Here is an 18,514-nt window from a genome sequence, read left to right as displayed (position 1 = left end):
GCAGAAATCTAAAATTGTAAATATGAATAGTTACAATCTTATATATCATTTTTATCTCTTAAATGTTTAATTTATTTCGTAAGACATCAATAGATAATTTAGATAAAATAACATGATCTAGTTATTAATGAGGATATAACACTATATGATATCTAGTTCATTTTTTCTAAGTTTTCAAGATTAATCTCACCTTGTATTTCTGTATCACCATCAAGTATACCTAATCCATATTTAACAATATCATTTTTACGATTGCATATAGCAAAAACAGCATATTTATCGATTGTGTAACCCTCTATCTCTTTGCCAATAAGACTTTCACCACGATCAATTGCTTCATTTATATTATCGAATGTATCGTAATATAAATTTAAAATATATCGCATATCACAATACTCATCTTCACCACCATCATTACACTCACAATCTCTAACAATAAAATAATGATCACCTTCACCATCCAAATGATCATAGTTCTTAATTTGTTTTTCGTTGCATCCAGTAAGTAAGAATATCAGTACAATTATTAGTATTTTTCTCATTTTCTTTTCTCCGTTTATAAGGGGTATACAAGTAGTTTTATCTAAATTGCATTAATAGTTTCCGTTCGTAGATTATTTATATTTCTAATCCAGTATGATTATTTTATAAACTTATCCCAACAATAAAGATTTTTCTTGTTGCTTTTTCATTTGAATGGTTCATAAGATTTTGTATATAACTTATTTATGAATTCTCGAATCTGTTGTTTATTATTTTCTGATTCTCCATTAAGAATAAATCTAAATTTTAAGTCAACTAAATCGTCACATTTTATCTCACTGGTTAAATCATCTCTAAGATGATCATAATATTCAGGATCCAAATTAACGGTAATTTTTATATTGTCAATATTCAAAACTTGATTGATTTGCTGAGTCATTTCTATAGAGTAAAGATACCCATAATATACAATTTTTAATTTACTTAGATTTATTGTATTATCAAGATAAAAATAATCAGGATAAAGTGCATAAAACGAAAACTCAGAATATCGTTGACTATATAATTCTAAATCACATTTATTTGTAGAATTTGGGAAGCAATCTATTTTCTTAATAAGAAATTCTTTCCCTGTATTGTTATAAAGTATATCTTGAACAATATTTTCTACATCTTTTGGATTACTAATATCATGCGCAGTATTCCTGTATAAATATTCACCGTTATCATTATTTAGTTTGTTTATTTTAACTATAAAAACAAGTATAATTACAATCCAAATACTAATAGCTAAGATTATCAATTTCTTAAATTTCATATTATTAATTCCTTATTCAATATTTTCAAAATGTAATATATTTTTAAACAAGCTATAAAACAAATAATTTCTATATAGGAGAATCATCTTTATTATCTGGAAAAAAATTTTACATATTCGTTTGATGCTCTCGATTAGAAAAGTAATATTGGGTAAATTATTTGATTATTAGATGTAATATCTTTAATTATATCTTCAAGCTAAAGATATTATAAATAATAATCAAATGTACAATAAGGCTTTGACATATAATCACCAATTTCATCTTCACTACTAATATTAGGTAAATAATAAAACTTCTCATCTTCTACGATAAAATACCCATCAATCGTCTTATCTCCACTTTCTTCTGGATATCCTTCCTCTGGAGTTCCTTGAACATTGTGTTTGTCACTGCATCCACTAATAAGAAGTAATAGTATCATAAAAGCACAAATTCTTTTCATATTCATCCACCACGAGTCTACTTGTGTAGTCCTTAAGTATACTTTACTAAGTATGAAAGGGATAGTCAAGACTTTCATTTTGTATTGCAGTGAAATTATTATAACAATTGGTTGTTCATTCAATAGTTGTTTCTTCTTTGTTTGCTAGTGATTTGCCTTAATTCTATACATAGTTGATACGATTTTAATGCTTATTCAACATGTTAATTACATTTCTTTAAGAAAATAATTGCTAAAGATAAAAAAAGAACTGTTACGCTTATAATGATTAATTTTAATCATTTTTTTGTAACAGTTCTTTTTAGTTTGAATAAAATAATTCCAAGTAATGTTATGCATGAAATGAATAAACTACTATATTGAATAAATGTAGGAACATATTTTAGAACATAGGATGAGCTATCATTTGCATCGAATGCTACAAAAGAGTTATCTGCTTGATAGGTCGGTACTTTTGTTAATGTATCATTCTCTGGGTCAATTGAATATACTTGGTAACCTTTATAAGAAGTTACTGGAAGAATATAGGTTTGATTTGGAGTTAAATAATTAAATGAGAGTGTTGTACCTTTGCGAGAAGAACTAGCACTAACAGGATTTGAATTAATATCTGTAATAACAGCTTGTATTTGTCTGAAATCAGGAGAATTTACTGGTAAATAATCAGCACCAGCAAGTTCAACACGAACATAATGAGCTGAGTAGAAAGGATCAACAATAGAACCATCTAGAAGTTCACTATACTGTGTTTTTGATGTAATACCAAAATCTCGATTAAGTACAGGTTGAATGTGCCATAAACCTTCAAATAATAACAAGGTGATTACAGTAATTGCCGTTATTTGCTTGTTGAATTTAAATTCAAAAGGTATGAGTGATGCTGGTATCATAAGACATAATGAACTGATCATTAATAGTCGCCAAGGAAATTGGATTAAGCTAAACATATAGAAATACTTCCAAGGTAATAAATCGATAGGAAGTAACAGAAGAAGATAGCCAATGAATGTACAATGCATGATAAATGGATTATCTTTCTTTTTCTTGAATAAATAATATAAAGGTACAATCATTAGGAAATAACCAACATTAAGTAACATTGATAATTCTTTGGACATATCATTTGATCCAAAACCAAAAACTGTAGTATTTACAAAGTATTTCCAAATAGGAAGAGTAGAAGCTGTAAGACTAGAGGATGAAGTGTAATAATTTAAATACATTTCCTGTGATTTTAATTGTTCCAACATAGGTAAGGTAAAGAAGGCAGTCAATAAGAAGGTAATTGTTGCAGCTTTTAGAATAGAAATAAATCGATTTTTATTTTGTAATAGAAATTTTAATCTAAATAGAATGAAAAAGATAAATAAGATGCATGCAAGAACAAAGGTAATATTATGAGTTAATGCTAAGCCACCAAATCCAATAACTAAATATTTCCAGTGTTTGTGATTGTCATAAAGTACATAATATATTCCTAACAAGACAATGGGTAAGAAGATGAACCCCATAACTTCACCAAGAGCACCTCGAACATAAACATCAGATATGCGATAATTGTTAAATAAGTACAATACACCTGCGATGTAGGGAGCGTAATGATGGTTAGTGATTTTGAAGACAAGACGCATAGCAAAATAACAAGACAAGAATGTACTAACAAGAATAACAAGTTTATAACACGATGCAATTCCTAATCCTAAATTATAGAGTATTGCAGGAATGATCAAAAAGAAATCACTGTAAAATAATGGGCTTGCATAACCGAAAGATAAATTTTTATAAGGATAAATTCTTGCGATCAATTCGCCATCTTTAAATGATTGAGCTAGACCTTCGATTCTACTCAAATGAAATAATGTGTCATGTTCAAGCGGTAGAAAATCTTTTATTAAATATGGATATGCAAATGCAAGTGTGCATAATAAACTGAAACCTATAAATAAATAAGTTTGTTTTTTATTGGTCATATTCATCCACCAAAATACCAGCTAGGCAACCACTGTAAAGCTCTAACATATTCTTGTGTTGTCGTAAATCCAGTAATAACTGGTAAGAAAACAATAAATAGGATAAGGGTTAGAATGATATAGGCGATAATTATTTTCTTTCCATTTTTGAATTTATTTAAAATAAGTTTCATGACATATACAATTGACATAATTAAGAATGGAAGAGAAGGATAATAGTGATATGAGAAAACACAACGAGTTACCAATACCCATGGTAAAAGTGCTGCTAGATAACATATTACAATGATGAATCCTTCTTTTGATTTGGTCTTAATTGTATGATAGAAAGTATAAACCATTGTAAAGAATCCAGTAACTGTTACAAGAGGGTTATTGAAACAAGAAATAGTTTTGATAAAACCATTACCTAAATTTCCAAAGTAATACCAAATTGGTCTAATATCAAATAGCCATTGATACCACATACTTTGATATGGATGTGTTGCTTGTAAGTTTGCGTGATAATCATACATATAGATTGAATGTTTTATCACATTTGAAATACTCCAAGTATCATTTTTCCAAACTTTTGTTGGTATATAGTGGCATACATAGATAACCAAAGGTATAATCACAAAGAACAAACAGCACCATAGAATGATTTTGACTGCACGTTCTTTAAATGCTTTTGTGAATTCAATTGACTCAGCATCAGTAAGTGATTTAGATTTGTTGTACTTGATGAAATTAATTATAAAATGGGTAAAGAAAATAATTGCGAGTGCTACAGCACTATAACATCCTGTCCATTTCACGGAACAGGCTAGTCCCATGGAAATACCAGATAAGGCTAACCACAATAGTTGTTTCTTGAATGACGTTTTGGTAAAACTTGTATAAAAATACTGAATCATAAAGTAGGTCATCAATAAAATAAAGAAAACACTAAATGGTTCTAGGGTACCAATTCTAGAGGTTGTTATCAACATGAAATCGGCTGCAAATAAAGTTGTTCCTGCAGTAGATAAAAAACGACTTTTAAATAACTTCTTTAACATTAAATAAAATAATGGAAGAATCATGATACCAAATAATGCTCCCATAATACGCCAACCGAAAGGATTCATCCCGAATAATTTAATACCGATTGCGATGATTGATGTGCCAAGTAATGGATGGACAGATGCATACATATATTGACCATTTGCTATTTCCCAGGCATTACGTGGATGATAGATTTCATCAAAATAAGATGAATCATAATAAGAAGGATGAAGTGGGACAATAGCTTGCTCATCAATGATGTTTTCAGCAGAGTAAGGATTTTCTGTATTTGATATTGTGATTGGTTTTAAGCCTAATAACTCCTCAGAATCTGTTTTCTTAAATGCAATCTCATTGATTACGGAATTTTGATTTTGCATTACTAAAGAAATATAACGGTAATTCCAATCACCTTCTGTTATATTCCATCCCATATAAGAACTTTGATTATTTAATACAGTTATGGTTTCCCAATTGATGTTGTCATTACTCCCTAAAACTTGAAGGTCATTAAACCAAACTTGATAACCACTTTCCAAAGCGTTATTATCACCTTCGCCACCGATTGCTAGAACGGTATCAAAAGATGGGGTTTCATCCAACACTTCAAAAGTAATAAATTCATTTGTTGCTTCAGGTTGCCACCATGTTTGGGGAATCTTAGTTGAACCAAGTTGCCATAATGAGATAATGGCATACATGCTTGTAATTAAAAGAATAGAAAAAGCATCCGATTTAATATTCTTCTTCAATAATTTAAAAAGTATAAAAATCATGATAGCAACTATTCCACATGTTATCATAATTGAAATTAATTCTTCATTTCCAAATAAACTTAAACTTAAATTTTCCATATTTTCACCGCTATTATTATACTTGGTTATACAAGAAAAGACAAAAATATGTTAAGAACACCGAATTTAGTATATAACTTTTGATTTTAATGGCAATTTGAAGTAAAATTATTTATGTTTGAGGTGAAACTAATGAGTAAATATGGATTGGTACTAGAAGGCGGAGGAATGCGTGGGGCATATACTGCTGGCGCACTTGCTTGGTTAGTTGATAATAATATTGAATTTGATTATGGAGTGGGGATATCAGCAGGAGCTGTAAATTTATGTAGTTATCTTTTAAAAAGTAAAGAATATCTACATGATATTACTGTAAAGTATACTTCTGATAAAAAAAATGTGGGACTTATTCCATTATTAAAAGAACATCGTTATGTTGGTTATGATTACATGTTTGATCATCTATTAAGAGATGAAGTTAAATATGACACATCACCAATAAAAGACAAGAATATGCCCATGGAGTTTGGGGTATATGATATGAATCAAGAAAAAACCATTTTCTTTAATGCACAAGATTTAGATCCTGATTTAAGAATGTTAAAAGCATCTTGTTCATTACCCATAGCAGGTAGAATTGTTGATTACAATGGATATCGATTTTTAGATGGTGGAATATCAATTATGATTCCAATTGAAAGAAGTATTGAAGCAGGATGTGATAAAAATATGGTTATTATTACAAAACCTGAAGGATATAGACGCAAAGCGGCAGGCCCTTTTATGCAAAAGTTAATGACTTTTAATTATCGCAAATACAAAAAAATGGTCTATGATTATACACATCGTCATGAATCTTATAATCGACAAATGGAATTAATTGAAAAAGAAGTCAAGGATGGTAATTGTATCTTGATACGACCAAGTGAAACAATTCCTGTAAAACGTTTTAGTGGTGACCCAGAGAACTTAAAGAAATTATATGAATTAGGTTATAAAGATATGGAAACAAGAAAAGAAGAGATACTAAAATTTATGCAAAATAAAAATCACATGTAAATGTGATTTTTTAGTGTGTTGCGCCACCTTCGATTTTTACATCAGTTTCATTTTGGATAATAGCTTCAATTGCGTATTCAAGTCCTTTTGCAATCATTCCTAAGTCCATTGAAGGCATGTTTCTTTTGTTTGTACATTGCGAAGGCATAAATGGAATATGGATAAATCCACTCTTTTTACCTGGATATTTTGTTTCGGTTAAGTAACGTACGCCATAGCATACATGATTACAAATAAATGTACCTGCTGTATTTGATACAGATGCAGGAATACCATTTTCTTTCATCTTTTCAACCATAGCTTTAATTGGGATATTTACAAAATAAGCATCAGGTCCATCTGCGTAGATAGGTTCATCACAAGGTTGGTTGCCTTCATTGTCAGGGATACTGCAGTCGTTGATATTTACTCCTACTCTTTCAACAGTGATGTCTGGTCTGCCACCAGCTTGTCCAATTGATAAAATGACATCTGGATTATGTTTGGCAATTGCCTCATCGATTTTTGTAAGTGATTTTCCACAAACTGTGGGAATTTCTGATTTAATGATTTCTGCGTTTAAAATTGTATCTGGTAATAATTTTACAGATTCAATAGCAGGATTAATTGACTCTCCTCCAAAGGGATCAAATCCGGTTACTAGTATTTTCATTTTAAATTTTCTCCTTTATAGCAATATAATAACATAAAATGACGTAGTATATGAAAAAATGTACATAGCGATGAAAAACTTTACAAAAACATGAAAGAAATGTTGAAAGTAACAATTTAATCATTTATAATTAACAAAACTAGAAATGAAGTCTTGAAACTAATTGATAAATAAAGAAAATATGTATAAATATCAAATAATTTCATAAAAAAAGTTGGGGAAATCTAGTTTGTATAAGACTTAAAGAAACATTTCTTTAAGTAGAAAAAGAGGAGGATAGTATGCAGTATTTAAATTTATTAGGTATTTTAGTTGTTATTGTCGGCTTTGCGCTAAAACTAGATTCATTCTTAATTATTATCGTCGCAACTGCAGTTACAGCAGTAATCGCAAATATTGATATTGTGACATTGCTTGAAACATGTGGGTCAGTATTTGTGGCAAACCGTAGTATGTTGATTTTTATCATTGTTATGCTTGCAACAGGAACACTTGAAAGAAATGGTCTTAAACAAGCAGCGGCAAATTTAATTTCAAAAATTAAAGGTGCTACACCAGGAGCTCTTATTGGTGCTTATGGTGTTATCCGTGCAATTTTTGGTGCATTCAACGTAGGTATTGGTGGTATTGCTGGGTTTGTACGTCCAGTATTAATTCCAATGACAGAAGGTGCAATCGAATCAAAAGGTGATGAAGTGAATGAAGAACACCTTGAACAAGTTAAAGGTATGGCATCTGGTATCGAAAATATTTCTTGGTTCTTTTGCCAAGTATTAGTAGTAGGTGGATCAGGAGCATTGTTAGTTCAATCAACATTAAAAGGATTAGGCTATGAAGTTGCATTAATCGATTTAGCATTAGTTGAAATCCCTGTTGCAATCGTTGCAGTTGGATTTGCATGTGCTTATTATTTCTTAAAGGACAAGAAACTTATTAAGAAATATTATAATAAAGGGGGTAAATAAGTATGGATTTCTTTTTATCAGCTGATGTTACAACAAGTACAAAATTATTAGAAGTTTTATATATTGTTATTGGTTTAGTTGCCGTTTACGCAGGAGTTAAAAACTTATTTGACAAAGGTAATCCTGCACGTTTTGGAACTGCTGTATTCTGGGTTTGCTTAGGTGTAGCTTGTTCACTAGGACGCTTCTTACCTCCAGCAGCAATTGGAGTACTAGTGTTTGTTATGTGTATTCCTGCAGTACTTCAACGTGTTAAACCAGGTTCTACAAAAGCTCCAACAACTGATGAAATGGTTGGAAACTATGAAAAGATTGGTTCAAAAATCTTTATTCCAGCTTTATCTATGGGTGTCTTTGCGTTGGTTTTCGGTATTTGTGGATTATTATTCCCAAAATCATTTACTCTTAGCGCTCTAATCGGTACAGGACTTGGGGTATTATTCTCTATTATCTTCTTAATGCTTAAAAACAAACAAAACAAACCTCTTACATTCTTAAATGATGCAGAGCGTTTCTTATCAATCACTGGACCATTGTGTATGCTTCCAACATTATTATCAATTCTTGGATCAGTATTTACCACAGCTGGGGTTGGAGAAACAATTGCATCAATCGTAGGAAATTTCATTCCTGAAGGAAATTTAGTAATTGCAGTTATTATTTACTGTATTGGTATGATGCTATTCACAATGATTATGGGTAATGCATTTGCTGCGATTACTGTATTAACAGTAGGAATTGGGGCACCATTCATTCTTGCATATGGTGCAAATCCAGTAGCGGTAGGTATGCTTGCACTTACTTGTGGATTCTGTGGTACTTTATGTACACCAATGGCAGCGAACTTTAATATTATTCCGGTAGCCATACTGGAAATGAAAGATAAATTTGGTGTTATTAAGAATCAAATTATACCTGCATTATTTATGATCGTATTCCAAATCATTATGATGTTAATTTTAATGTAGATAAATGAATTACCAAGAAAAAATTGAACGAGGGTCATCGATTATCATTAAGGAATGGATGAAACTAAAGTCAAATGAAAAGTTATGTATCGTCACAAGTAGTAAACACTATTCTGAAGCTGAGGAATTGAAAAAAGTTGCAGAACAAATTACTGAAAATGTAGCTATTATGCTTGTGAAGGATGAAGGAAAGTATGTCGGTGTTTTCTTCGATGAAAATGAGAAAATATTCGATGTATATGATTCAATTATTGGTGCTACAGATTATTCAATTGTCACAACGAAATCAGCAGATCGAGCGATAAAAAAAGGTAAGAAATTTTTATCACTCCCTTTATCTACAAATAATGGAGTATCCATGCTTGCTTATGACTTTCTTACGATAGATACAGAATTGAGTCGTATAAAAGCGCAAATCTTATTAAAGTATATTGAAAAATCATCGAAGATTGTAGTTACTACAGCATTAGGGACTAACCTTGAGTTTTCTATGAAAAGAAGAAAACCAGGTTTCTTTAATGGAACTGTCAAAGATGGTAAAGGATATGCAAGTGCTAGTGTTGAGGTATACATTCCAATTGTAGAGACCAAAACAAATGGTATATTGGTTTTAGATGGATCTTTTGGCTACATAGGTAAAGTTAATCAACCAGTTAAAGTTGAATTTAAAGATGGAAGAATTGTGAATATTGAAGATAATGAAAGTGGTAGAATATTAAATCAGCATTTGATTGATTATGAAGATGAAAATATGTATGTTGCTGCTGAGTTTGGTATTGGATTAAATCCTTTATCACATTGCGATGGTAATTGTTATATTGAAGATGAATCAGTCTATGGAACATTTCATATTGGATTTGGTAGAAATCATGCTCTTGGTGGTAAACATGAAGCAAAAAGTCATTTTGATTTAGTTACATGTAAACCAAATATTTATTTTGACAATCGTTTGATTATGGAAGAGGGAGAAATTACAATTCCTGAATTTCAAGTCTAATTAAAATGGGAAAGAATATAATTCTCTCCCATTTTTATATTGTAGTGCTTTTTTGTAGAAGTTCATTGAGTGTTGTTATTTCCTCGCTACTGAGATATCGCCACTCACCAGCCTTTAATCCATCAAGATGAATGTTCATAATACGAATTCTTTGAAGAGATGTAACCTTACAATGAAGTGCTGTACACATACGTCGTATTTGTCGATTGAGTCCTTCACTTAGAATGATTCGAAATGATGTTGGTGTTTCTTGATATACTTTGCATGGTTTCGTTGTTTGATAGGAATTTTTAACAGGGTTATAGATTTCAACTCCTTTACTTAATTGTTCAATAAATGATGGAATAACATATCGATTTATTTCTACTAGATATTCTTTCTCATGCTCATAATTAGAACGAAGAATTTTATTAACGACATTTCCATCATTAGTTAAAATAATTAATCCTGATGATTCCCTATCTAAACGTCCTACAGGGAAGATACGTTCGGGGTAATTCATATAAGTTATAATGTTATCTTCTATTTCGGTATCACCAGTACAAATGATGCCACAAGGTTTATTTAGAATGATATAGATTGGTTTTTGATTCGATTGGATTGGTTGATCATCTAAACAAACGATTTGGTTACTAAATACTTTTGTACCTACCTCAGCTATTTTTCCATCAATTGTTACACGACCTTCTTGGATAAATTTATCTGCATCTCTACGTGAACAAATACCAGAATCACTCATGTACTTGTTTAAACGGATTGATTCTTTATGTTCGTGCTCAATGGAATCTTTTGTGTGTTGAAATTCTTTTAAATGTACTTGTTTTGCTGTTTTCATATAAATCACCTATTGTTTAATGTTTCTATCATACCATAAAGAGAAGAATTAAAAAAAGCAGGAAATATTTTCCTGCTTTTGAAATTTATGAGGCTGGTGTTTCTGATGGAGCAGGGCTCTCTTCAGGTTTAGCAGTTGTAGGATTCTTAGATGCTTTGTTGTTTTCTTCGTTGTTCCAAGGAGCCATATACAACATGTAGTATTCATCATAAGTAAGTTTTGAATTTACAATTTTCTTTGCTAAGTCAACACCGACAAAACGATAATGCCATGGCTCATATTGATAACCAATAATTTGTTCTTTGCCTGATGGGAATCTTAGTATCCAGCCATATTCTTGGCAATTTTCACTAGCCCAAGTAAATTCATCAGTTTCTTCAAATTTAGAAATAGATGGATCATCTGTTAAGGCTGACATATCAACTGTTAATCCTGTTTGGTGTTCAGAGAAACCAGGACGAGCACTGAAAGTATCTGCATCTTCTTGGCCATTTGCTTTTACATAACGATCATAAAGTGCTTGTTGATGTTCATAAGAGCGATAAGCACTAGAGGCATACATTCTTAAACCTAAATCACGAGCTCCTTCACAGAATAATTTTAATGCTTCAGCAGCAGGTGCATCAAGTTGTAAACCTTCAGATGCATATCGAATTGATAAATCTTGAAGTTGACCTGGAACAAAGGCACTATCCAAGTAATAGGTTTTATTTACTAACATATCATAACTACCAGGATTAATTACTGGTAATGTGGTTGCATAATTCTCGCGATATGAATTTGATAGAGCAAAATTAGTTGCACTATTTGTCCCACTATTCGCAATTGCATCGTCAAGATATGGTTTAACATCAGTTTGGAAATCAAATACAAGTAAAGGTGTAATTTCAAAGAAAGTTAATGAATCAAATAGACTTAAGGCTTGCTCTTCTGTATAACCTTTATCAATTAATCGGTCATATAAGACGAATTCACGTTGATCACAGCTATCTGATACAACATATAACTTGATGTAATCTTTGTTTAATGTTTTATCATTAATTGCACCAGCAAGATTTTCTGAATAGTAATCATTCTTGATAATTAGATTCACTAATTTTTGCTTTCTTATCTCAGAGATTGTAGTTTTGTTGTATCCAAGTTCTTTCAATTTATTGTTTTCAAGTGTCTTGGGAATTGTCAATAAACCGACAATTAAAACAACGATTGCAATAAATCCATAAAGTACAGGTTTCTTAATGCGTCTGACTTTACGCTTTACTTTACGTGTTCCATTTGTTGGATGATTCACTTTTTTTACTACTTTTTTACGTTTTACTTGTTGTGTCATACTTACACCTCCTCAAGAATAGTCCATGGAAACTCTTTAGGTGGCTTACTCACAATAGTAATTTCTTCCTTTGATACAGGGTGGAAGAAAGTAAGTGAGGTAGCCCATAATGCTATTTGTGAATGTTCTTTTGCATTTGGATTGTATCTTTGATCTGCCCATAAAGGAGCATTTCTACTTGCGAACTGTACTCGAATTTGATGAGAACGACCCGTTTCAAGTTCGATTTCTACATAACTTAAATCATTTTTTTGTTTTAAGATGTGATAGTGTAATATCGCTTTTTTTGCTTTTGAATCTTTTTCGTTACTGACTTTAACCATATTGCGTTTCTCATCTTTTACAAGATAATCAACCAAGGTTCCACTTTCTTTAAAGTGACCATTGCAAATGACAGCGTGATAAATCTTTTTGAATTGATGTGTTCTTACTTGTTCAGATAATCTTGATGCAGCTTTAGATGTTTTTGCAAATACAACAACCCCACCAACTGGGCGATCAAGACGGTGAACAAGTCCTAGATAAACATTACCAGGTTTATCATATCTCTTCTTTAAGTCTTCTTTACACAAGGTAAGTAAATCGATATCTTTTGATTCATCTTCTTGGATAGGGATATTGACAGGTTTTTCAACAACGAGCAGATGATTGTCTTCATATAGAATATTAATCATTTTTAATCCATCTACCATAGATACCACAAGGGAGAGTTAAATTTTCACGAGTGATAGGTAATCCTACTTCTCCTGCTTCAACTTTTCCATTTGGGAATCGTTTTAATACAGTGGTTGATAAAATATTTTCTAATACTGTGCTTGAAAAACCAGTAGTATATGAATTAACTAAGAAGAAGAGAGGTTCATCATCTAATATTTCTAAACATGCACTAACAAGTTCAGTAATTTGTTCCTCTAATTTCCACATTTCTCCATTTGGTCCTCTACCATATGAAGGAGGATCCATTAAGATACCATGATAAGTATGACCTCTTCTTTTTTCGCGTTGCACAAATTTTAAGACATCATCTACAATAAAGCGAATTGTATTGTTTTCTAAATGTGAAAGAGCCATATTTTCTTTCGCCCATTGTACCATGCCTTTTGAGGCATCAACATGTACGACTTCACTTGCACCAGCACTGCTACATGCCATTGTAGCTCCACCCGTGTAAGCAAATAGATTTAAAACTCTAACTTCAGAATGGCTATTACGAATAGCTTCTTGCATCCAATCCCAGTTGACTGCTTGTTCAGGGAATAAGCCAGTATGTTTAAAACCTGTTGGTGATACTTTAAATGTTAATTCTTTATAATCAATTGTCCAATACTCAGGTAAGTCTTTTTTAAAGTCCCAACTTCCCCCACCTTGTTTTGAACGATGATAGATTGCATGTGTGTTTTTCCACTCTTTTGATGAAGTGTCAGCAAGCCATACAGCTTGAGGATCAGGGCGTCTTAAAATGATGTTTTTCCATCTTTCTAATTTTTCGCCATTACCTGCATCAATGCATTCATAGTCTTTCCAATGCGTAGCACATTTTTTCATCGAGATACTCCTTAATTTATGGTATCATTATACCATTAATAAATTTGTAAATAAACAAATGGTGTGGAGGTATTTGTATGATTCGTTTATGTAAAGAGAGTGATCGCGGTAAAGTATTAGAATATTTAAATAAAGATAGAGTTTTAAATCTATTTTTCGTTGGTGATATTGATAATTATGGATTCGATAATGACTTTCAAAAAATTTTCATTGATGAAGATAGCAAGGGAATCCATGCGGCTTATTTAGTGTATTATGAGAACTTATTGTTATGCAGTTATACAAAAGAGTTAGATAAGGATTTTGTATACAAGTTAATTGAAGATTATAAAATTGAAAATATATCTGGTGAACAAGGTGTTGTAGATACGATGAAACTTGACGGATATAAGAATGATGACTGTTATTTTTGCAAAATGGTGAAGCGACCATCTATTCAAGATGAAACAGTGGAAGTGGCTAAAACTAGTGATGTTGAAGAAATTGCAAAGATTATTAAAATTGTATTTGATCAAGATTCCCCTCACATGGCGAGCAATATTGAAGATAAAACAGGAAGAACTTATTTTATTAAAGTAGACGGTAAAGTTGTATCAGCAGCATCAACTACGGCAGAAACAGAAGGTCTTGCGATGGTTGTAGGCGTTGCGACATTACCTGAGTATCGTGGTTGTGGGTATGCGAGTAAAGTTGTAGAAAAGCTATGCTCTGATTTATTAAATGAAGACAAAATTCCTTGTTTGTTTTATAATAATCCAGCAGCCGGTAAGATATATCATCGAATCGGGTTTGAAGACATAGGCCAATGGGCACTAAGAAGGAACCAAAAATAATGAATTTATTAGACAATTTAAATCCAGCTCAAAAAGAAGCTGTTATTTCAAATGACCAATATATCAGAATCATTGCAGGTGCAGGATCTGGAAAAACACGTGTTTTAATTACGCGTATTGCGTATCTAGTTCAAGAAAGAAATGTTTACCCAAGTAAAATACTGGCGATTACATTTACTAACAAAGCAGCTAATGAAATGAAAGAAAGAATTAAAAATATTTTAGGAGATCCAAGTGGTGCAGTTTGGATAAGTACGATCCATTCCCTTTGTGTTCGTATTTTAAGAGAAGATATTCAATCCATGGGAATGCCTCGTAACTTTACTGTTATGGATCAAGATGATCAAAAAACAATTCTTAAAGAAGCATATAAGGAACATGGTATTGATAAATCAGCAATTTCGTTTGGATCGATGTTAGATTACATTGGTAACAACAAAGGTGCTGAAATTACAGTTGATCGTGCTTATGTTTTAGCGGGTAGTTTTAGTGGTGAAAAATCAAAAGCGAAAGTATATGAATATTATTGCAATCGTCAAAAAGAATTGTATGCTTTGGATTTTGATGATTTGTTGCTAGTGACTGTAAAGATGTTTAAGATGTTTCCTGAAGTTCGTGCAAAATGGGCAAGACGATTTAGTCATATTCATGTAGATGAATTTCAAGATATTGATAAAGTTCAATATGAACTTATATCTCAACTTGCAGGTACTGAGAATAATGTTTGTGTTGTAGGAGATCCTGACCAAACAATTTATACATGGCGTGGTGCTGATGTAAATATTATTATGAATTTTGAGAAAGATTATAAACCATGTAAAACAGTTGTTTTAAATGAGAACTATCGTTCGACTGAAAATATTTTAAATGGTGCCAACAGTGTAATACGACGTAATAAAAACCGTATTGAAAAAGATTTGTATACCAATCGTAGTAACGATGATAAAATCTCTCACTACATTAGTGCAGGTGAAGAATATGAAGCGTCCTGGATTGCGAATAAAATTGCCGAAGGACACAAATTAGGAAAGAAGTATCGTGATTTTGCAATACTTTATCGTAGTAACTATTTATCACGTGCTATAGAAAAAGGATTGTTGGATGAACATATTCCATATATTATTTATGGCGGTGTAAAATTCTATGAACGTGCTGAAATTAAAGATGCACTGTGTTATTTGCGAATGGTATCTGGAAGTGATGATTTGGCACTGCAACGAGTAATCAATAAACCAAAACGTGGTTTAGGGAATAAAACAATGGATACTATTTTTGAGCGTTCAAGAGAAAAAGGATGTTCAATGTATGAAGTAATTCGTGATGAAGAATTGTTCTCTGGTAAAGTCCAAGAAACCATTTCGAAATTTGTGACGATGGTAGAGCGATGGAAGACGGTGGCTTCTACGAAAGCGGTTTTCGAATTACTTGAAATGGTAATTGATGAAAGTGGTTATCGCAGAATGTTGGAAGATGAAAAAGAAACTGAGAGATTAGAGAACTTAAAGGAATTGATCAATGATGTTCAATCCTTTACAATCAACTATCCTGAGAGTACTTTGGATGAATATCTTCAACTTGTATCGTTATATGGAGATAAAGAAGAATCACTGGATGGTGATTTTGTGCAATTAATGACTGTCCATGCAGCAAAAGGATTAGAATTTGATACTGTCTTTGTTTGTGGTTTATCCGATGGTATCTTTCCAAATGAGCGTGCAATGGCTGAAGGAAATCGTGGCGTTGAAGAAGAAAGACGTTTGGCATATGTTGCCTTTACACGTGCAAGAAACAAACTTTATTTAACAGAATCATCAGGGTTTAGTTACATCTTATCAAAAGCGAGAGTTAGATCTCGATTCATTGATGAAATAGAAGAAGATTATGTTGAGCATTTAGGTGCAACATTTGATTATGGAAAACCAAAAGACTTTGTGGTTTCTCCAAATAGTCCAACCAATAAACCAATGCCTCAAATGATACCAAAATCAACGGAACCAGCAGCACGTTGGCGAAAAGGTGAACAAGTGATTCATGGAAAATTTGGTGATGGTATTGTATTGAAATATGAAAATGGGTTTTTGGAAATTGCATTTCCATATCCTCATGGTGTTAAAAAGATTATGGCAACACATCCATCAATTAAGAAGAAGACAGCATAATGTCTTTTTCTCTTTCTCCTAGGTACAAAAAAGTGTATAATGAATACCAATGAGGTGGGAATATGACAAATATTAAGTTAATTGCGAGTGATTTAGATCATACTTTACTAAATGAACAAAGTGGAGTGAATGAATTTACAAAAGAAGTTCTTAATGAAGCAATGGATACAGGGATTCTATTTGTACCATGTAGTGCAAGAACTGCGAACTTACTACCAAAATGGTTTCTTGAAAATAAAAAAATAAAGTATTTGGTAACTTCTAATGGCGCAGTTGTAATGGATAATATCACAAATGAACAAATACTAATTCGTGCAATTCATGCAGAGGATGCCATTAAAATGTTAGATGCAGCCAAAGAAATCAATCCATATTGGACAATTGACTGTAAGGGATATTTATACTCTAATCGTAAGATCTTGGTAGACCATGAAAAAATTGGTGTAACAGGTGATTATTATACAGATATTCAAAAAACTAGAATTTTTATTGATGATTGTCGTGAAGTATTAGAAGGTGAAGGGAATATCGTAAGAAAAATTCACTTTGTAACTCATAACCAAGATGAAAAAAATAAGTTGCGTGAAGTCTTAGAACAATTTAATTTCTTGCGTATCACATCTTCGCATCAATTCAATTTTGAAATTACAGATCCGCATGCAACTAAAGGTGATGCGATTGCATTCATCTTAGAGCGTGAAGGAATTAGTAAAGAGGATAGTATTGCTTTTGGTGATAATGATAATGATATCGAAATGTTTAAAACAGTGGGTAATGGCTATGCGGTTGAGGTATCTACACCAGGTCTTCAAGAAGTTGCGACAAAAGTTATTGGATCATACAAGGATGAAGCACTTGCTCATTTTGTAAAAGAGAATGTTCTTAAATAAAAATGAATATAAAAATGCACTTATTGAATTAAGTGCATTTTTTGTTTTAGAAATTACTTTCGGAGAAAGGGCGAATCACAATGTCATGCATTACACCATCATCTGGTAATTCAATGCAATCGACAATCGTTTGTGCAACCGTTTCAGGGCGCATATAGGTATGGTTTGGTATTTCTCTAAAATTTGTATCAATGCCACCTGGGTAAACAGAGGTAACTTTGATATTGTCTTTTCTTGCCTCTTTTACTAATACTTTGCTGATACCTTCCATAGCATCTTTACTTGCTGTATAGGCAGCCATTGTTTCATTGTTGAATAAGCAACATGAACTTAAGACATTGATGATATGTCCGTTTTTTCGTGCTTTCATGTTCGAGTAAAATTCCTGAATCATCATTAAATGACTAACACAGTTGAGTTGAAGCATATCTCTTAATTCTTGGATTTCGATTGATTCTACAGGTGCTTTTTTGTAATTTGCACCAGCGTTATTAATAAGAACATGAATGTCGTTGACTTTATCTTTTACATTTTTGGTAAAAGTAAGAATTTCTTGGTCATTTAGTAGGTTAAAACATTCAGAATAAAGCACTTTTTCACTAGGGATAGAATTAAGAAGTTCATTCATTTTATCTACATTTCTACCACATAATACGAGTTGATAATCATTTCTTTTCACAAATTCATACACAAGTGCTTTGCCTAAGCCATCTGTAGCACCTGTAATGAGAACAGTTTTTGTCAT

The 18,514-nt window shown here is 31.8% G+C and carries 18 protein-coding genes; 7 read left to right on the top strand and 11 right to left on the bottom strand.

Features of this window, described 5'->3' with window-relative positions; all coding sequences use genetic code 11:
- Positions 1–152: 152 nt before the first annotated feature.
- From B5D14_RS00205 to B5D14_RS00185, 5 genes are all read right to left on the bottom strand, one after another.
- Complete coding sequence (locus B5D14_RS00205; protein WP_078710574.1) at positions 153–542, bottom strand: hypothetical protein; 390 nt, start codon at positions 540–542, stop codon at positions 153–155.
- A 146-nt stretch (positions 543–688) separates the two neighbouring features.
- On the bottom strand, positions 689–1,300 hold the full coding sequence (locus B5D14_RS00200; protein WP_078710573.1) for a hypothetical protein: 612 nt from the start codon (positions 1,298–1,300) through the stop codon (positions 689–691).
- 209 nt (positions 1,301–1,509) lie between these two features.
- The gene (locus tag B5D14_RS00195; protein WP_078710572.1) at positions 1,510–1,746 is read right to left on the bottom strand and encodes a hypothetical protein; all 237 of its coding nucleotides are present in this window, start codon (positions 1,744–1,746) and stop codon (positions 1,510–1,512) included.
- A gap of 278 nt (positions 1,747–2,024) precedes the next feature.
- Positions 2,025–3,716 (bottom strand): hypothetical protein, encoded by a 1,692-nt coding sequence (locus B5D14_RS00190; protein ID WP_078710571.1) that lies wholly within the window; start codon positions 3,714–3,716, stop codon positions 2,025–2,027.
- Between the two features lie 2 nt (positions 3,717–3,718).
- Entirely contained in the window at positions 3,719–5,596 is a 1,878-nt protein-coding gene (locus B5D14_RS00185) for a phospholipid carrier-dependent glycosyltransferase (protein ID WP_078710570.1), read from the bottom strand.
- Positions 5,597–5,728: 132 nt separating this feature from the next.
- On the opposite strand from B5D14_RS00185, the gene B5D14_RS00180 reads away from it, so the two are divergent.
- Positions 5,729–6,595 carry a patatin-like phospholipase family protein gene (locus tag B5D14_RS00180; protein ID WP_159443663.1) on the top strand — a complete coding sequence of 289 codons (867 nt, stop codon included), beginning with the start codon at positions 5,729–5,731 and terminating at the stop codon, positions 6,593–6,595.
- A gap of 10 nt (positions 6,596–6,605) precedes the next feature.
- On the opposite strand, the gene pcp is transcribed toward B5D14_RS00180, so the two are convergent.
- Positions 6,606–7,247 carry a pyroglutamyl-peptidase I gene (gene pcp / locus B5D14_RS00175; protein WP_078710568.1) on the bottom strand — a complete coding sequence of 214 codons (642 nt, stop codon included), beginning with the start codon at positions 7,245–7,247 and terminating at the stop codon, positions 6,606–6,608.
- 281 nt (positions 7,248–7,528) lie between these two features.
- Here pcp and B5D14_RS00170 point away from each other — a divergent pair, with 281 nt between their 5' ends.
- The 3 genes from B5D14_RS00170 to B5D14_RS00160 are packed head-to-tail and all read left to right on the top strand — an operon-like array spanning position 7,529 to position 10,177.
- On the top strand, positions 7,529–8,212 hold the full coding sequence (locus B5D14_RS00170) for a 5-oxoproline transporter, DUF969 family subunit (protein ID WP_078710567.1): 684 nt from the start codon (positions 7,529–7,531) through the stop codon (positions 8,210–8,212).
- Between the two features lie 2 nt (positions 8,213–8,214).
- Positions 8,215–9,180 (top strand): DUF979 domain-containing protein, encoded by a 966-nt coding sequence (locus B5D14_RS00165; protein ID WP_078710566.1) that lies wholly within the window; start codon positions 8,215–8,217, stop codon positions 9,178–9,180.
- A gap of 4 nt (positions 9,181–9,184) precedes the next feature.
- Positions 9,185–10,177: a 2,5-dihydroxypyridine 5,6-dioxygenase NicX family protein gene (locus B5D14_RS00160; protein ID WP_078710565.1), complete on the top strand. Its 993-nt coding sequence runs from the start codon at positions 9,185–9,187 to the stop codon at positions 10,175–10,177.
- A 34-nt stretch (positions 10,178–10,211) separates the two neighbouring features.
- On the opposite strand, the gene B5D14_RS00155 is transcribed toward B5D14_RS00160, so the two are convergent.
- The 4 genes from B5D14_RS00155 to B5D14_RS00140 form a co-directional block, all read right to left on the bottom strand.
- Complete coding sequence (locus tag B5D14_RS00155; protein ID WP_078710564.1) at positions 10,212–11,012, bottom strand: pseudouridine synthase; 801 nt, start codon at positions 11,010–11,012, stop codon at positions 10,212–10,214.
- 85 nt (positions 11,013–11,097) lie between these two features.
- Entirely contained in the window at positions 11,098–12,342 is a 1,245-nt protein-coding gene (locus B5D14_RS00150; RefSeq protein WP_078710563.1) for a M15 family metallopeptidase, read from the bottom strand.
- Positions 12,343–12,344: 2 nt separating this feature from the next.
- Positions 12,345–13,034 carry an RluA family pseudouridine synthase gene (locus tag B5D14_RS00145; protein WP_078710562.1) on the bottom strand — a complete coding sequence of 230 codons (690 nt, stop codon included), beginning with the start codon at positions 13,032–13,034 and terminating at the stop codon, positions 12,345–12,347.
- Positions 13,009–13,887 carry a class I SAM-dependent methyltransferase gene (locus tag B5D14_RS00140; RefSeq protein ID WP_078710561.1) on the bottom strand — a complete coding sequence of 293 codons (879 nt, stop codon included), beginning with the start codon at positions 13,885–13,887 and terminating at the stop codon, positions 13,009–13,011. The genes B5D14_RS00145 and B5D14_RS00140 overlap by 26 nt, the downstream gene beginning before the upstream one ends.
- A gap of 77 nt (positions 13,888–13,964) precedes the next feature.
- Between B5D14_RS00140 and B5D14_RS00135 the strand changes: the two genes are divergently transcribed.
- The 3 genes from B5D14_RS00135 to B5D14_RS00125 all read left to right on the top strand — a co-directional run bounded on the left by B5D14_RS00135 (position 13,965) and on the right by B5D14_RS00125 (position 17,769).
- Positions 13,965–14,720: a GNAT family N-acetyltransferase gene (locus tag B5D14_RS00135; protein ID WP_078710560.1), complete on the top strand. Its 756-nt coding sequence runs from the start codon at positions 13,965–13,967 to the stop codon at positions 14,718–14,720.
- Positions 14,720–16,879, top strand: coding sequence for an ATP-dependent helicase (locus B5D14_RS00130; protein ID WP_078710559.1), 2,160 nt, complete (start codon positions 14,720–14,722; stop codon positions 16,877–16,879). The genes B5D14_RS00135 and B5D14_RS00130 overlap by 1 nt, the downstream gene beginning before the upstream one ends.
- A gap of 62 nt (positions 16,880–16,941) precedes the next feature.
- Positions 16,942–17,769 (top strand): Cof-type HAD-IIB family hydrolase, encoded by an 828-nt coding sequence (locus B5D14_RS00125; protein WP_078710558.1) that lies wholly within the window; start codon positions 16,942–16,944, stop codon positions 17,767–17,769.
- A gap of 46 nt (positions 17,770–17,815) precedes the next feature.
- Here B5D14_RS00125 and B5D14_RS00120 read toward each other — a convergent pair whose 3' ends face one another.
- A complete protein-coding gene (locus tag B5D14_RS00120) occupies positions 17,816–18,514 on the bottom strand; it encodes an SDR family oxidoreductase (protein ID WP_078710557.1) in 699 nt (232 codons plus the stop codon).

The organism is Anaerorhabdus furcosa, assembly GCF_900167375.1.
Classification (GTDB): Bacteria; Bacillota_I; Bacilli_A; order Erysipelotrichales; family Erysipelotrichaceae; genus Anaerorhabdus; species Anaerorhabdus furcosa.
The sequence above is the reverse complement of the archived record's forward strand: the minus strand, read 5'-3'. Positions and strand labels throughout refer to the sequence as shown.

Bases quoted from the DNA above. Each gene is read 5' to 3' on its own strand.
- B5D14_RS00135 (WP_078710560.1), top strand. From the start codon at position 13,965: ATGATTCGTTTATGTAAAGAGAGTGATCGCGGTAAAGTATTAGAATAT.
- B5D14_RS00190 (WP_078710571.1), bottom strand. From the start codon at position 3,716: ATGACCAATAAAAAACAAACTTATTTATTTATAGGTTTCAGTTTATTA.
- B5D14_RS00140 (WP_078710561.1), bottom strand. From the start codon at position 13,887: ATGAAAAAATGTGCTACGCATTGGAAAGACTATGAATGCATTGATGCA.
- B5D14_RS00180 (WP_159443663.1), top strand. From the start codon at position 5,729: ATGAGTAAATATGGATTGGTACTAGAAGGCGGAGGAATGCGTGGGGCA.
- B5D14_RS00130 (WP_078710559.1), top strand. From the start codon at position 14,720: ATGAATTTATTAGACAATTTAAATCCAGCTCAAAAAGAAGCTGTTATT.
- B5D14_RS00195 (WP_078710572.1), bottom strand. From the start codon at position 1,746: ATGAAAAGAATTTGTGCTTTTATGATACTATTACTTCTTATTAGTGGA.
- B5D14_RS00150 (WP_078710563.1), bottom strand. From the start codon at position 12,342: ATGACACAACAAGTAAAACGTAAAAAAGTAGTAAAAAAAGTGAATCAT.
- B5D14_RS00120 (WP_078710557.1), bottom strand. From the start codon at position 18,514: ATGACAAAAACTGTTCTCATTACAGGTGCTACAGATGGCTTAGGCAAA.
- B5D14_RS00205 (WP_078710574.1), bottom strand. From the start codon at position 542: ATGAGAAAAATACTAATAATTGTACTGATATTCTTACTTACTGGATGC.
- B5D14_RS00200 (WP_078710573.1), bottom strand. From the start codon at position 1,300: ATGAAATTTAAGAAATTGATAATCTTAGCTATTAGTATTTGGATTGTA.
- B5D14_RS00125 (WP_078710558.1), top strand. From the start codon at position 16,942: ATGACAAATATTAAGTTAATTGCGAGTGATTTAGATCATACTTTACTA.
- B5D14_RS00165 (WP_078710566.1), top strand. From the start codon at position 8,215: ATGGATTTCTTTTTATCAGCTGATGTTACAACAAGTACAAAATTATTA.
- B5D14_RS00170 (WP_078710567.1), top strand. From the start codon at position 7,529: ATGCAGTATTTAAATTTATTAGGTATTTTAGTTGTTATTGTCGGCTTT.
- B5D14_RS00185 (WP_078710570.1), bottom strand. From the start codon at position 5,596: ATGGAAAATTTAAGTTTAAGTTTATTTGGAAATGAAGAATTAATTTCA.
- B5D14_RS00160 (WP_078710565.1), top strand. From the start codon at position 9,185: ATGAATTACCAAGAAAAAATTGAACGAGGGTCATCGATTATCATTAAG.
- B5D14_RS00155 (WP_078710564.1), bottom strand. From the start codon at position 11,012: ATGAAAACAGCAAAACAAGTACATTTAAAAGAATTTCAACACACAAAA.
- pcp (WP_078710568.1), bottom strand. From the start codon at position 7,247: ATGAAAATACTAGTAACCGGATTTGATCCCTTTGGAGGAGAGTCAATT.
- B5D14_RS00145 (WP_078710562.1), bottom strand. From the start codon at position 13,034: ATGGTAGATGGATTAAAAATGATTAATATTCTATATGAAGACAATCAT.